The sequence below is a fragment of the Oleiphilus sp. HI0086 genome, from assembly GCF_001635225.1.
The window spans coordinates 13,146-28,606 of record NZ_LWFZ01001302.1; the positions used below are offsets into that span (position 1 = coordinate 13,146).

The window sequence follows — 15,461 nt, forward strand, 5'->3', positions numbered from 1 at the left end:
CAGGGCCGCAATGTTATATGGGAGATTATATGTCTGTTCTTAAAATGATGGATCTCGACCTTAAAGGAAAGAGGGTTTTGATTCGCGAAGATTTGAATGTTCCAGTTAAAAATGGAAAGGTAACGAGTGATGCACGTATTCGAGCGTCATTGCCTACAATCAAGCATGCTATGGAAGCCGGCGCTAAAGTAATGCTTATGTCTCATTTGGGTCGACCAACTGAGGGTGAGTATGATGAGGCTTTTTCACTGGCGCCCGTTGCTAGTCATATGTCCGATCTGCTCGGTAAAGATATTCCAGTACTAAAAGATTGGCAGGATACAGACGGTCTGAATGACGGCGACGTTGTGTTATTTGAAAATGTTAGATTTAACGTTGGTGAAAAGAAAGATGATGAGGCTTTGTCAAAGGCCTATGCAAAGCTTTGTGATATTTATGTGATGGATGCTTTCGGAACCGCTCATCGCGCACAAGCATCTACGCATGGTGTCGGCAAATTTGCCCCTGTTGCCTGCGCAGGCCCTTTGCTTGCTGCTGAGCTGGATGCTTTAGGAAAAGCATTAAAAGAACCTAAGCGACCTTTAGTTGCTATTGTTGGTGGTTCCAAAGTCTCCACTAAATTAACAGTGCTTGAGTCACTTTCTGATATTGTTGACCAGCTAATTGTCGGTGGCGGTATTGCTAATACCTTTTTAGCTGCTGATGGCAAGGCTGTTGGTAAGTCTTTGTGCGAAGAAGATTTAATTTCCAAGGCTAAAGCTCTTAGCGAAAAGACTCATATCCCATTGCCTACAGACGTCGTGGTTGGTAGTGAGTTTTCAGAGTCTGCAGTTGCGACAACGAAAAATTCTGATGAGGTAGATGAAGGCGATATGATTTTTGATATCGGCCCGGCAACCTCTGAGAGCTTGGCGGAAATACTGAAAAGTGCGGGTACGATAATTTGGAATGGGCCAGTAGGCGTGTTTGAGTTCGACCAGTTTGGTGCGGGCACTAAAGCGCTATCATTAGCCATCGCTGATAGTGATGCATTCTCAATAGCAGGTGGTGGCGACACCTTGGCTGCTGTCGATAAGTATGAAATCGCAGATAAGGTTTCGTATATTTCTACGGGTGGCGGTGCCTTTTTAGAATTTGTAGAAGGTAAGACTTTACCTGCAGTAGCAATGTTAACAGAGCGCGCAAGCTCATAAATTCAATCCATGTTTTAACCGGAGATAATCATGGCATTAATTAGTATGCGACAACTACTTGATCATGCTGCAGAGTATGACTACGGAGTTCCAGCGTTTAACGTAAATAACCTTGAGCAGATGCGCGCTATTATGGAAGCAGCTGATCAAACAAATAGTCCTGTGATAGTGCAGGCTTCAGCCGGTGCTCGTAAATATGCCGGAGCACCTTTTTTGCGTCATCTTATTTTGGCGGCTATCGAAGAATTCCCGCACATTCCTGTTTGTATGCATCAGGACCACGGTACTTCTCCAGCAGTTTGCCAGCGCTCGATTCAACTTGGGTTTTCTTCAGTGATGATGGATGGTTCGCTGATGGACGATGGCAAAACACCTTCCAGCTACGAATATAACGTTGACGTCACAAAGCGCACTGTTGAAATGGCGCATGCTTGCGGTGTTTCTGTTGAAGGTGAGCTTGGCTGTTTGGGGTCTTTAGAAACTGGCCAGGCAGGTGAAGAAGATGGTGTTGGTGCTGAAGGTACACTTAGTCACGATCAGATGTTAACTGATCCAGAAGAGGCAGCAGATTTTGTTAAGCAAACTGGTGTTGATGCGTTAGCGATTGCATGTGGTACAAGCCATGGCGCGTATAAGTTCACGCGTCCACCTACTGGTGATATTTTGGCTATTGACCGTATTAAAGCGATAAATGAACGTATTCCTGGTACGCACCTAGTAATGCATGGTTCATCCTCTGTACCTCAAGAATGGCTTGCTGTTATTAACGAGTACGGCGGCGAAATTCCTGAAACCTATGGTGTCCCTGTAGAGCAGATTGTAGAGGGCATAAAATATGGCGTTCGTAAGGTAAATATTGATACCGATCTACGTCTGGCTTCTACTGGTGCTGTGCGTCGCTTTATGGCACAGAATCCAGCAGAATTCGACCCTAGAAAGTATCTAAAAGAAACTGTAAGTGCGATGAAAGAAATTGTAGTTGCTCGATACGAAGCGTTCGGAACAGCTGGTCGTGCTGATAAGATTAAGGCTCAAAGTCTTGATTCAATGTTTGCACAGTACCAAGACGGTTCTTTGGCTCCGAAGATATCTTAACCTTGGTAAGGGCCTGAATTTATTCAGGCCTTTTTTCTCATTGCGTTTAAAAAAGCCCTCATTAAAACTTTTATACTCAAACTGTCCAATATTTTCTAAGCGAAGCTGTTACTTGTCGCACAATCTTGGAAGTAAACCATAGAGCGTTCATCTGGTACATGGTATAAATGCCTGATTCATTTCTACTATTGTATTTATATGGAGTTTAAATGCACTCTCACTACCTAAGAGCCGGGAAAAATAAACTAATACTCCTGGTTGTTATTTTTCTTTCGGGCCTTTCTGCCTGTGATAGCGATGGTACTCGTAGTCTGCCTGAAGCTGCCACCGATACTACTGCACCGACTATTATTCGCATCACTCCTGATTCTGAAGAGATAAGCTACGGCGTGGACTTAAATCCAACTGTGTTATTTAGTGAGAAAATGAATATAGATTCTTTACTTGATAATCGAGTTGGTATTTATTCTGGTAGTTTCGATCCTGACTCAATTACAGAGCCTGTTGAGCGAGAAATAAATATTTCTCACAGTACTGTCCCTGGGGAGTCAAAAGTACCAGATGAAGAAAGCGGTAAATTGATTGATGTTGACGCTACTGAGTTAACATTAGGGCTGAGTAGTGGTCGTTTTGCCTTACATAACACTTATACTCTTCAAGTGGAATCAGACGTACATGATTTAGTGGAAGATGATTTGTCAACAAGTGAGGATGAGCGTAATTTTCTTGAAGGCGGGGAGAGGGTCGCGTTTACGACGGAGTCTGGCGTATGGCACGAGTCCGAAACTCTTAATTTCAAGTACTTGAATGAAGAGGGTACACAGGCAGTCTTTCATCAAGGGGACAGCTTTGAGCCGATTATCCAAAGTAGTCAAAGTGGCACTACTTTATTGGTTTGGAAGCAGAGTGTTGAAGGTGTGACACAGATTTGGGCAAGTCAATATCTAGCGGATCAGGAAGTCTGGGTTCTACCCGGAACTGAGTCTGCTTCACGGCATTGCCGCAAGAATCCTGACTCTCTTGATTCTTCCTGCGTTAACTCATTAAGGTTGGATAGTGCTGGTCTTGGTAGCGTTTACTCTCCAGAAATCGCTATTAATGAGCTGGGGCATGCGGTCGTTATATGGATTCAGCCAAGGTCTCCTGACGCACAGCTGACAGCATGGGTTAACATGTTTGATGGGAATGCATGGAGCGGGCCACGAGATCTTTTAAGTGGGTCTTCTGTTGATGGTGAGGTTAGAAATACCAGTTTTAGCTTAAGTGATTCTGGAGGGGTTGTTGGTGGTTTCATTCAACAAAGCTCTGCCGGTGTTCAGCGTGTAAGGCTGCTTTCTTTTAATTTTATTACCGGGTTTAATGGTTTGGGGTTTGGCGCTCCAATTTATATTGATACAGTATCAGGAGCCGATGTTTTGGGAGACGCCCAAGACCTTGAATTATCTCTTAGTTCCTCAGGTCTTGGTGTGGTGGTGTGGTCACAGGAAGTGTCGGGCTTCGACAGAGTTAGAGCAAGAAGATTCAATGTATCAAGTGATGCAACTCTGAGCAGTGATGAAACACAGTTTGTTGATGTTGTTGGTGCAGAAACACACTTTGCGGTTCAACCTAAACCCTCAATTTCTGATAATGGCGATCTCTACGTTGCTTGGCGTCAATCTTCTGGAAGTCGATATGATCTAATGCTTAATCGTAACGCTAGCGGAGAGTGGGAAGATGCTAAAAAGATTGAATATGATGACTCGGCAAGCGTTAGTGAGTTTACTCTGGCCCACAATAATTTGAACGAGTTATTTGTGGCTTGGTCAATGCTGTTCGACGATGGTGTGAACAGTCTTACAGTTCGTTCTTATCATCCCGGCTCTGGCTTTTCTACTGCTGAAGACATTCCAGTTACTGGATCTGGTTCTGAGAGACCGGTTACCAGCCCTTTACTAAACTTTGACTATGAAGGTAACGGTGTCTTAAGTTGGGTTCAGAATACTTCGTTCCACCCAAAAATCAATACAAGACAATATTCTAAGTTGTCTAAGGTGTGGCTGAGTGAAAGTACGATTGTTCAAGAGACATCAGGTGCCGAAGTGTTAACCTTGAGGCAAAATGCCTTGCTACGTGACGGCAGAATACTTTCAGTGTGGGGGCTGTCTGATGTTACCGGTGCATCGCTTGGCAGCGCACTGTTTAAAGAATACCTCCCACCTATTGAGTAAGAAAAATCTAGGCTGGCTTGGTAATTTGATTTAGGGAAGTGCTACCGTGAAGACTCCCCCTCCGTGTCTGCCTCCATTTGATAACTTGATAGACCCTTGCTTGTCATTTTGTGTGTGAAGTTTAGTGACCATTTCAGCAAAATATATTCCCAGGCTGGTGCTGCCAGTTTGAAAGTTAATGTTATTTATTACTTCTCCTGGTGAGGCTTGCAATAGCTCGTCAGGATAACCGATTCCATCATCATGTATTTCTATAATCAGGTCATCATCTTTGATGTAGGCGACGATTTCAATGATCGATTTGGTATAGCGTGAAGCATTATTTAGCGCGTTATTAAGAACGCCCAAAATTACCTCCCTATCAAAATACCAAGATATATTTGGATCACAGGTGATTTCGAGTTCAATATTTTTATCTTTGAGCATTGGCGAATAGTGTGCGGATTGCTCGTCCAGGATGTCGTGAACAAAGCACTCATCGATATGTAATGATAGCATTTCATTCTGCAGGCGATATAAGCCAAGTAGCTGTACAAGGTAGCTATTTACACGTTCAGCCTCATATTTTACGACAGTCGTATTGTTTCTTTGTTGCCACTCTTCAGGCAGTTCTTCGCACATCTGATCTACGGAGTGTAGTAGCATGCTGAGCGAATTTTTCATGTCGTGGACAGCTGATGCGATAATCATCGAGAAATCGGGTTGTTTGTCTTTACTCATGATACTGTACTCGTTCAATTTTGTTTTTTGGATTGAAGTTCTGCTACTTGCTTCTCGAGGTGTTTAAGCCTTCGGTATTGGTTATGCTGTTCGGGTATGTTGTTTATTTTTTCAAGGGACTGCTCTGCAAGCTTTAATAAGCTATGGTCAGCAGTTTCTTTAAATAGCTTCGTTACAACTTGAGCTAGATTAAGATTCAAGGCTGCGTGTCTTGGTGTATGCTTGAGCGCTTCTTTGAATGCTTCAGCAGCTTGTGCAAGTTGGCCTTGTTCAAACTGCTCAATACCTGATTTATTAAGGCGTTTTGCTTGCTTTTTGGCCACTAAGCTTTCGGGTTCGTCAAGCTGGCTTTCAATTTGCGCTAGCGCTTCGGGGTCGTTACTGAATCGCTCAGCGAGTGTGATTAAGAGTTTCTCGGCACGTTCAAGCTCGTTTAAGGAGTAGAGTGTCTTTGCTAGCTCGATGCCAATTTCCGCTGAGAGCTTCTCTTCTTCAATCATGCACTCTGCTTGATGAAGTTTTTCCTGTGCTGCTTCGGCATTGTTCTGACCATTAAATACTCGAGCCTCGATAAGCGTTGCATTGAGGCAGGCCTGTTCGTCAGCCGAAAATTTATGTGTTAATTCGTTTAGAACTTGTATCGCTTCGTCCGCATGTGTTTTGCCAGAATCACTAAGGTCTCCCGATGACCTTTCGGATAAGCAGCGGCCAAGGTTTAGGTAGTTGTCAGCTTTTTCATGTATTGAGTGTTCGCCATATCGAATAGCTTTCCTGTATGCCTCTGTTGCGCTTTCAATGTCTTGATTCTTTTGACATAGCTTGCCTAGTTTCTCATGACGTAGAATTACTCTGGGCGACATTTCAACTGCTGACTCAAGTGATTCTTGTGCTTTCTGTGGTTGATTCAGTTTCTCGTAGCAAGCTGCGAGACCGTCATATGCTTCAACCATGTAGGGGTTAAGTTTAAGTGCCGCCTTAAAGTTCTCCAGGGCAGGTGAGTAGTCTTGATTTGCTAATTGAGCTTGCGCCAGCCCTAGCGATGCCCACGGTATTTCGCGCTTTGCGATAATTGACTCATACAGCCTGATTGCGCTTTGTGTGTCGCCAATTTGTAGGTAAAGTTGGCCCAATGTTTGGTGGCACCAAGAAGAGTATCGTGACTTATCATTGATTAGTGCCAAGCACTGGCTGATAGCCTTGGGGTAGTTCTCTAGATCAAGTTCCTTATTTATAGGCTTTAGTGCTCGTTGTTGCATTACCAGTTGACCAAGGCGCTGCTCTAATACTGTGCGCGTAATTGGTTTTGCAATGTAGGCGTCGGGTTGGTACTCGCGTGCGCCGAGAACAACATCTTTAGCTGTTTCTGCAGTAACCATAACAAATAAATGGATGTGTTTGAGGCGCTTGTTTACGCGAAGTGCTTCAAGAACCTGTTGGCCGTTCTTGCCTGCACCAAGGTTGAAATCACATAATACTATGTCATAGAAGTTAAAGCGGCATTTTTCTAAGGCATCTTCGGCAGAATAGGCAATGTCGACATGTACAGCGCCAAAAGACGATAGCATGAGGCGCAACGATGAACGGAAGCTTTCAAAATCGTCAATGATCAAAAATTTAAGTCGTGGATAAATTTTATCGAGGTCGGGCTGTTTTTGCTTTGATGTCTTAGTTTCCACGTACGTCAATATCCATATCTACTGATTAGAAGGCGAGTTGTTTTCAAGGTAATCAATTATTTCCTCGACCAATCCATCCATCAAGTTAAGGCGAGTCTGAGTGCTGGCAAAGTTTGATTCAATGCGCTGCGTTGTAAACCAAGTAAACGTTGTGCCAAACAAGGCTAGTGCGAGAAATAGTGTGATGACTATCTGAGAAGGAGTAAAGTTTTGTGACTTTAATCGAAGCTCCTCGCTATCAGCTTTAGATTGCGCGAGTTCTAGTTTTAGGTTTCTATTTTCCTCGTGAAGCTCTTCATATGCGGTTTCTAATGTCGATACTCGCGCTAAAACTTTGCTGTTCGACATGTCGGCAATTGAGGTTTCAAGGTTTTTTTGTACTTCCTGGTAGACAGTAGGGACGTCTTTATCGTCATCTTTGGGCTTCAAGCAGATTCGACTGATCATTAAATATAACTTATCGCGATCAATTTGCTTGGATATAACGCCTGCAGCGCCCAGGGCGTGAGCTTCTTCATAATATTTATGAGCATGCTGTGAGGTGTACATAATGACGGGAATGTTTTGTGTGTCTGGGTTTGACTTAATGGCTTTCAGAGTGTCAAAGCCATCCATACCAGGCATTAAGTGATCTAGAAAAATAAAGTCCGGGTGAAACCATCCAAGTTGAGATAGTGCTTCCTCGCCCGATGAGGCTTGCTCGCATTGGATATCCATTTTTCTAAGAATTTTTGTTAGTAGCATTCTTGAAGTAGATGAGTCATCTACGACAAGCGCATTTGTATCGGCCACGTTTTTTACTCTTGATAGGCTTATGATTGTTATTCATTGATTTTAGCTGTTTTAACTTATAACGGAAATATGTGCGGCATATTTAATCTATTTTGTTGCTAATTGACCCAGATTAAGACGTGTACGCCTTAATTTAACCACAAAGCGTTGCACGCTGAACTATATATCTGGATAATAGCGGCCCTGATTTGACGCATAAACAAATAGAGGTGTTAAGCGTGAGCAATGAAGTGATTGATAACTGTTTTTCAGATTGGAAGAGTCGTGAAGCGACTGCAGAGGCGATGATTCCATTAATTGGTCGTTTGTACCGTCGTAATAATATTGTTACGTCCATCTATGGTCGTGCTGTTATTAACCAGTCAGTAATCGGAATTCTTAAGTCACATCGTTTCGTTCGCCAGGTGGAAGAGAAAGAATTATCTGTCCACGATACTTATGCGGTATTAAAGGTGATGGATGAGCTTGAGCTTGGTCATGCTCGTGTTGACGTTGGTAAGCTCGCCGTTCGCTTTGCTGAACAAACCAATGATGTTAGTTTAGAAGAGTTTGTCAAAGCAGAGTTATCCGACGTTGTTGGTGGCTACAGTGAAGAGGCTAGCAAAGCAGCTTCTGAAAATACCAAAGATGTCGTGTTGTACGGTTTTGGTCGAATCGGTCGCTTACTTGCGCGTATTTTGATTGAGAAAGCGGGCGGTGGAAATAATCTGCGTTTACGTGCAATTGTCGTTCGCGATGGCGGTGCTAAAAACGATCTAGAGAAACGCGCCAGCTTGCTTCGTCGAGACTCGGTGCATGGCCCATTCGAAGGTACAATCACGGTCGATTCTGAAAACAATCTATTGATCGCTAACGGAAATGCTATCCAGGTAATTTATTCTGGCGGTCCGGATCAGGTCGACTACACGCAATACGGAATCAATAATGCAATCGTTATTGATAATACCGGTATCTGGAGAGATGAAGCTGGTCTAGGTAGACATCTTGAGTCTAAAGGCGTTGCTAAGGTGCTTCTAACTGCGCCAGGTAAGGGTGACATTAAGAATATCGTTTATGGCATCAATAACGGTGATATCGCAAACGATGATCAGATTTTGTCTGCAGCATCTTGTACAACTAATGCTATTACGCCTGTTCTTAAGGCGATTGATGATGAATTTGGTGTCATTGATGGCCACGTAGAGACTGTCCATTCTTACACAAATGACCAGAACTTGATTGATAACTATCACAAAGGTAGTCGTCGTGGTCGTAGCGCTCCGTTGAATATGGTTATTACTGAAACAGGTGCCGCAAAAGCTGTTTCAAAGGCACTTCCAAAGATGGAAGGTCGTTTGACGGGTAATGCGATTCGTGTTCCAACTCCGAATGTCTCAATGGCTATTCTAAATCTGAATATCGAAAAAGCTACATCTGTTGAAGATGTGAATGCTTATTTGCGTAATATTTCCCTGCATTCTGATTTGGCTAAGCAGATTGATTATCTGACTTCAGATGAAGTTGTTTCAACTGACTTTGTTGGTTCACGTCGTGCTGGTATTGTAGATTCGAATGCAACTATCGTAAGCGGTAAGCGTTTGGTTCTTTATGTTTGGTACGATAACGAGTTTGGTTATAGTGCGCAGGTTGTGCGTATTGCCAACCAAATGGCTGGCATAGAATATCCTGTCTTCCCTAAGAGCTAGAGTCTAATATTTCCTTCAGGCGCTAACTGTTCAGTTGGCGCCTTTATTTTCTTTCTTGTATAAGCTGACTTTTACTACTTTACTTATCTTGTCTACCTAGTTGGTAGTATCTAGTGCTCCTATATTTGTACGCTAAAACGCTAGGGTTGATTTTTTAAGCAGGTTGGCACTTTAAATGGGTAGAATATAAGTAAATTTTGGTGCGTAGTGTAGCAATATGTTAAATGGCTCACTATAATTGTCCACGATTTTAGGTTCGCCGCAATCGAGTGGTAATGCTTTAACTGTATGGCACTCAACAGAACAAATTCTAACGTGGCGGAAAATTCACAAATTCTGATGAGAAGGCAGGATTAATGGTCAATATTAAAAAAGGCCTCGATCTTCCAATATCCGGTTCTCCCGAACAAAGCATCACCCAAGGAAATTCCATTAGCAAGGTTGCTATAGTTGGATTTGACTATGTTGGTATGAAGCCAACCATGTCTGTTCAGGTTGGTGACAAGGTAGCTAAGGGACAACTTCTTTTTGAAGATAAGAAAACCGAAGGTGTGAAATTTACTGCACCAGCTAGCGGGACGGTTATTGAAGTAAATCGTGGCGAAAAGCGCGTATTCCAGTCGATTGTAATCGAGAAATCTGGTGATGAAAAAGTAGAGTTTGCAAAATACTCCGCTTCAGATCTTGGAAGTCTTACTCGTGAACAAGTCGTATCGAATCTGGTTGAATCTGGCGTCTGGACAGCATTTCGAACTAGGCCTTATAGTAAAGTGCCTGAGTTGACTGCTCAGCCAAATTCAATATTTGTTACCGCAATTGATACTAACCCATTAGCTGCTGATCCTGAAGTAGTGTTGTCGGGCGAAGGTGAGGCTTTTAGTCAAGGTTTAAGTATTATTGAAAAACTTACTGAAGGTAAGGTTTTTGTTTGTACTAAAGCTGGTTCTAACATCGAACTACCACCCATCGCGCGCGTAGAAAAGCAAGAGTTTTCTGGCCCGCACCCTGCTGGTAATGCCGGAACACACATCCATTACCTTGATCCTGTAAGCGATAGTAAGAGTGTATGGACTATTTCTTATCAGGACGTCATCGCGATCGCTAAGCTTTTCACGACTGGCGAACTGTATGTAGAGCGGATTGTTTCTATTGCTGGCCCTTCTGTTAAGAAACCGCGCTTGGTTAAAACTCAATTTGGTGCCAATATATCTGAGCTGCTGAGCAATGAACTTAGTTCAACCTCTGCCAGAGCCATTTCAGGTTCGGTTTTTGGTGGCCGGACCGCAAGAGCTACAGTTGATTATTTAGGGCGCTATGCTTCGCAAGTTAGTGTTCTTGATGAACAAAAAGAGCGTGAGTTTATTGGTTGGTTATCTCCTGGTGCCAACAAGTTCTCTGTGATGAATATTTACCTTTCTAAGCTTAACCCTGCCAAATTGTTCAACTTTACGACCACAACAAATGGTAGTGATCGAGCAATGGTTCCTGTTGGTGCTTACGAAAAAGTGATGCCTTTAGATATCTTGCCAACTCAGTTACTACGATCTCTGATTGTAGGTGATACAGAGCAAGCACAACTTCTAGGTTGTTTAGAGCTAGATGAAGAAGATTTGGCGCTTTGCACATATGTTTGTCCTGGTAAGTATGAGTACGGTCCGATTCTACGAGAGAATCTGACTCGAATCGAAATTGAGGGTTGATCATGGGACTTAGAACAGTTTTAGATAAAATGGAGCCCCATTTCGAGAAAGGGGGCAAGTACGAGAAGTGGTATGCGCTTTACGAAGCTGCTGACACCATTTTTTATTCGCCATCAAGTGTAACCAAAACCACATCTCATGTTAGAGATGGTCTCGACCTTAAGCGTATTATGATTACGGTTTGGTTGTGCGCATTCCCTGCTATGTTTTTTGGTATTTGGAACGTCGGTTTCCAGGCAAATACTGCTATAGCGGCTGGGCTGGGTACTATACCAACCGATTGGCATAGCATGTTTTTCATTGGCCATGATGCGTCAAATATTCTTCATAACTTCGTATATGGCGCAGCATACTATATACCTATCTACCTGACAGTGTTTGTAGTGGGTGGTTTTTGGGAAGTGTTGTTTGCCACCGTGCGTAAGCATGAAGTTAACGAAGGCTTTTTTGTTACTTCAATACTATTTACCTTAATCGTTCCAGCTGATATCCCCTTGTGGCAGGTTGCTCTAGGTATTTCCTTTGGTGTTGTTGTTGGTAAGGAAATTTTTGGCGGTACAGGCAAGAACTTCTTGAACCCAGCCTTAACTGGTCGTGCGTTTTTGTTCTTTGCATACCCTGCCGAGATTTCGGGCGACGCAGTTTGGACTGCTGTCGACGGCTTTAGTGGCGCGACGCCTCTAAGCATTGTTGCAGCCAGCGGAATTGAAGGTCTTAACCAATCAGTTTCATGGGTCGACGCGTTCTTAGGCTTTATTCAGGGCTCAATTGGTGAAACTTCGACGCTAGCGATTATGATTGGCGGTTTTGCATTGCTTGCAACCAAAATTGCTTCCTGGCGTATCGTTGTTGGTGTATTTGGTGGTATGACAGCAATGTCACTTATCTTCAATATGATCGGCTCTGACACTAACCCTATGTTTGCAATGCCTTTTTATTGGCATCTTGTTATTGGTGGTTTTGCGTTCGGGATGTTTTTTATGGCAACAGACCCAGTATCCGCATCAATGACTAACCAAGGTAAGTTTGTATTTGGTGCGCTCATCGGTGTAATGGTTGTTTTAATACGTGTTGTTAACCCTGCATTCCCTGAAGGCATGATGTTGGCAATATTGTTCGCTAACCTGTTCGCACCATATATTGACCACTTGGTAATGCAAGCGAATATCAAGAGGAGATTGGCACGTGTCTAGTAAAGAAACGGTAGGAAAAACTATTACGGTTGCATTTTTGCTCTGTATTGTCTGTTCGATTGTAGTAGCGGGCTCTGTTGTACTGTTAAAGCCAATACAAGAGAAGAACAAGGCGCTAAACCTTAAAGCTAATATTTTGGCTGCCGCAGGCTTATTGGTTGAGGGCGCTTCGGCGACTGAAATTGAGAATGCCTTCTCTGCGATTAAGCCAATGTTGGTTGACTTGGATAGCGGTGAATATGTCGAGGCGTCTGCAGTAAATAAGGAAAATGTCCTTGATTACGACCAGAGAAAAGCGGCTAAAGATCCAGCCTTTTCAACAACTCTTTCGCGAGCTGACGACGTTGCAGGTATCAAGCGTAGAGTTAAGTTCGCCAAGATCTACTTGGTTGAAGATGCCGGAAAGATTGAAACGATCATTCTTCCTGTAAGCGGTTATGGCTTATGGTCGACACTGCATGGTTTCTTGGCTTTGGAGGGCGATGCTAATACAGTCGTTGGGCTTGGCTTCTATGAGCATGCCGAGACTCCTGGCTTGGGTGGTGAGGTTGATAATCCGCGCTGGAAAGCGATTTGGCCGGGTAAAAAGGTCTACGACTTCGCGTCTAGCGATCAGCCAAAGCTTGGCTTGATTAAAGGCGCAGTTGATAAAAGTCGAGCTGATGCCGAATACATGGTAGACGGTCTATCTGGTGCTACTTTGACTAGTGTGGGTGTGACTAACCTTATTCAATATTGGACTGGCGAGCAGGGATTCCAAAAGTACCTGAATCGCTTGCGTGAAGGAGCTTAAGAATGAGTGATGTAACAGCAAAAAAAGTTCTTTTTGAACCAGTTTTTAGCAATAACCCTATCGCACTTCAAATCTTAGGTATTTGTTCTGCGTTAGCCGTTACCACTAGTATGGAGCTATCGGTTGTTATGGGCTTGGCTGTATGTGCAGTATGTGGCCTATCTAACTTGTTTGTATCCGTAATTCGTAGCCAAATACCTTCGAACATACGAATCATTGTTCAAATGACTATCATTGCTTCGTTGGTAATTGTTGTTGATCAGGTTCTCAAGGCCTATGCCTATGAACTTAGTAAGCAGCTTTCAGTTTTTGTGGGCTTGATTATCACGAACTGTATCGTAATGGGGCGTGCTGAAGCGTTTGCAATGCAAAATGGCCCAGGCATGAGTTTCCTGGATGGCATAGGTAATGGTTTAGGATATGCCGTTATTTTGCTATTAGTCGCTTTTGTACGTGAATTGTTTGGTTCAGGCATGTTGTTTGGCATCGAGCTTATGCCTACCGTTAACAATGGTGGCTGGTATGTACCTAATGGTATGTTGCTGCTTCCTCCAAGTGCTTTCTTTATCATCGGTTTGCTTATTTGGGGCTTAAGGCAATGGAAGAAAGACCAGGTAGAGCCTGCTGATTACAAAATCTCGTCTCACTCTGTTAAGGAGGCGTTCTAATGATCGAATATTATTTAAGCCTATTTGTTAAGGCTGTATTTGTTGAAAATATGGCTTTGGCATTCTTTTTGGGAATGTGTACCTTCCTTGCGATTTCTAAGAAGATTCAAGCTGCAACCGGTCTAGGTATTGCCGTAGTCGTTGTATTGGCAATCACTGTTCCTGTAAATAATCTTATTTATACCTACCTTCTAAAAGATGGAGCCTTGGCTTGGGCGGGCTATCCTGATGTAGACCTGAGTTTCTTGGGTTTGTTAACTTACATTGGTGTTATCGCTGCTTTGGTACAGATTCTAGAAATGGTTTTGGATAAGTACTTCCCGGATCTGTATAACGCTCTTGGGGTATTCCTACCATTGATCACAGTAAACTGTGCGATCATGGGTGCATCTCTATTTATGGTTGAGCGTGATTATAATCTTGCTGAGAGCACGGTCTATGGCTTGGGTGCTGGTGTCGGTTGGGCTCTTGCGATCGTCGCATTGGCCGGTATCCGAGAAAAGCTCAAGTACAGTGATGTGCCTGAAGGTCTGCGTGGCTTGGGTATTACCTTTATCACTGTAGGCTTGATGTCACTAGGTTTTATGTCGTTCTCTGGTATCTCGCTTTAATTAACACTGGGTAGATAGATAAGGTATTAATATGAATGCAGAAATAGTACTCGGTGTGGTGATGTTTACGGTGATTGTACTGTCACTTGTAGCCATCATACTGATCGCAAGAAAACAATTAGTGAGTAGTGGTGACGTCTCTATCTTGATAAACGAAGATCCTGACAACACTATTAAAACCCCGGCAGGAGGAAAGCTACTTCAAACGCTTGCTTCTGAAGGCCTATTTCTATCATCAGCTTGTGGTGGCGGTGGTACATGTGCGCAGTGTAAGTGTAAAGTTTTAGAAGGTGGTGGCTCTATGCTTCCAACTGAAAAAGCTTACTTTACCAAGCGTGAAGAAGGTGAAGGCTGGAGACTCGCTTGTCAGGTTCCTGTGAAACAGGACATGAAAGTCGAAGTTGACGAAGAAGTATTTGGCGTTAAGAAGTGGGTTTGTACTGTTGAATCAAACGACAACGTAGCTACTTTCATTAAAGAACTGGTTCTTAAGTTGCCAGAGGGCGAGAACGTTGACTTTCGCGCTGGTGGTTATGTTCAGCTTGAGTGTCCACCTCACGAAGTTGATTATAAAAACTTTGAAATTCAAGACGAATATCGCGAAGACTGGGATAAATTCAACTTGTGGCAGTATAAGTCAATTGTTAAAGAAGACGTTATACGAGCTTACTCAATGGCAAACTATCCTGAAGAAAAAGGGCTTGTTAAGTTCAACATTCGTATCGCTTCGCCTCCTCCAGGAACGAACCACCCTCCAGGGATAATGTCATCTTACGTATTCAATCTTAAGAAGGGCGATACCATCGATGTTTACGGGCCATTTGGTGAGTTCTTTGCTAAAGATACTGACAACGAAATGGTATTTGTTGGTGGCGGTGCGGGTATGGCCCCGATGCGTTCACATATTTTTGATCAGCTTAAGCGACTTGAGTCTAAGCGTAAGATGTCATTCTGGTATGGTGCTCGAAGCTTGAGAGAAATGTTTTATCAGGACGAGTATGACAAGCTAGCAGAAGAAAATGAAAACTTTGTATGGCATGCTGCGTTATCTGATCCGATGGAAGAAGATAACTGGAAGGGTTACACCGGGTTTATTCATAATGTTCTATATGAAAATTACCTCAA

13 protein-coding genes are annotated in these 15,461 nt (G+C 43.2%); 10 read left to right on the top strand and 3 right to left on the bottom strand.

Going from position 1 to position 15,461, the window contains the following annotated elements; all coding sequences use genetic code 11:
- Positions 1-29: 29 nt before the first annotated feature.
- From A3756_RS22340 to A3756_RS22350, 3 genes are all read left to right on the top strand, one after another.
- The gene (locus A3756_RS22340; protein WP_068554692.1) at positions 30-1,193 is read left to right on the top strand and encodes a phosphoglycerate kinase; all 1,164 of its coding nucleotides are present in this window, start codon (positions 30-32) and stop codon (positions 1,191-1,193) included.
- Between the two features lie 30 nt (positions 1,194-1,223).
- Positions 1,224-2,288 carry a class II fructose-bisphosphate aldolase gene (gene fba / locus A3756_RS22345; protein ID WP_068506450.1) on the top strand — a complete coding sequence of 355 codons (1,065 nt, stop codon included), beginning with the start codon at positions 1,224-1,226 and terminating at the stop codon, positions 2,286-2,288.
- Positions 2,289-2,497: 209 nt separating this feature from the next.
- A complete protein-coding gene (locus A3756_RS22350; RefSeq protein ID WP_068554694.1) occupies positions 2,498-4,498 on the top strand; it encodes an Ig-like domain-containing protein in 2,001 nt (666 codons plus the stop codon).
- 30 nt (positions 4,499-4,528) lie between these two features.
- Here the strand turns inward: A3756_RS22350 and A3756_RS22355 are convergent, their stop codons facing one another.
- Genes A3756_RS22355 through A3756_RS22365 form a run of 3 tightly spaced genes read right to left on the bottom strand, consistent with a single transcriptional unit; the run spans position 4,529 to position 7,686 of the window.
- Positions 4,529-5,218 (bottom strand): sensor histidine kinase KdpD, encoded by a 690-nt coding sequence (locus A3756_RS22355; RefSeq protein ID WP_068506457.1) that lies wholly within the window; start codon positions 5,216-5,218, stop codon positions 4,529-4,531.
- Between the two features lie 14 nt (positions 5,219-5,232).
- The gene (locus A3756_RS22360) at positions 5,233-6,894 is read right to left on the bottom strand and encodes a tetratricopeptide repeat-containing response regulator (RefSeq protein WP_082865439.1); all 1,662 of its coding nucleotides are present in this window, start codon (positions 6,892-6,894) and stop codon (positions 5,233-5,235) included.
- Between the two features lie 18 nt (positions 6,895-6,912).
- Complete coding sequence (locus A3756_RS22365; protein WP_068554696.1) at positions 6,913-7,686, bottom strand: PleD family two-component system response regulator; 774 nt, start codon at positions 7,684-7,686, stop codon at positions 6,913-6,915.
- 218 nt (positions 7,687-7,904) lie between these two features.
- Here A3756_RS22365 and A3756_RS22370 point away from each other — a divergent pair, with 218 nt between their 5' ends.
- From A3756_RS22370 to nqrF, 7 genes are all read left to right on the top strand, one after another.
- Complete coding sequence (locus tag A3756_RS22370; protein WP_068506464.1) at positions 7,905-9,371, top strand: glyceraldehyde-3-phosphate dehydrogenase; 1,467 nt, start codon at positions 7,905-7,907, stop codon at positions 9,369-9,371.
- A 356-nt stretch (positions 9,372-9,727) separates the two neighbouring features.
- On the top strand, positions 9,728-11,071 hold the full coding sequence (locus A3756_RS22375) for a Na(+)-translocating NADH-quinone reductase subunit A (RefSeq protein WP_068554698.1): 1,344 nt from the start codon (positions 9,728-9,730) through the stop codon (positions 11,069-11,071).
- A 2-nt stretch (positions 11,072-11,073) separates the two neighbouring features.
- Positions 11,074-12,264, top strand: a complete 1,191-nt coding sequence (locus tag A3756_RS22380; protein ID WP_068554700.1) for an NADH:ubiquinone reductase (Na(+)-transporting) subunit B — start codon at positions 11,074-11,076, stop codon at positions 12,262-12,264.
- Positions 12,257-13,057, top strand: a complete 801-nt coding sequence (locus tag A3756_RS22385; RefSeq protein WP_068506472.1) for a Na(+)-translocating NADH-quinone reductase subunit C — start codon at positions 12,257-12,259, stop codon at positions 13,055-13,057. The genes A3756_RS22380 and A3756_RS22385 overlap by 8 nt, the downstream gene beginning before the upstream one ends.
- A 2-nt stretch (positions 13,058-13,059) precedes the next feature.
- Entirely contained in the window at positions 13,060-13,725 is a 666-nt protein-coding gene (locus A3756_RS22390) for an NADH:ubiquinone reductase (Na(+)-transporting) subunit D (protein WP_068506475.1), read from the top strand.
- Complete coding sequence (gene nqrE / locus A3756_RS22395; RefSeq protein ID WP_197470144.1) at positions 13,725-14,336, top strand: NADH:ubiquinone reductase (Na(+)-transporting) subunit E; 612 nt, start codon at positions 13,725-13,727, stop codon at positions 14,334-14,336. Before A3756_RS22390 ends, nqrE begins: the two co-directional genes overlap by 1 nt.
- Before the next feature lie 31 nt (positions 14,337-14,367).
- Positions 14,368-15,461, top strand: a 1,094-nt coding sequence (gene nqrF / locus A3756_RS22400; protein ID WP_068554702.1) for an NADH:ubiquinone reductase (Na(+)-transporting) subunit F, incomplete at its 3' end; no start/stop codon positions are given.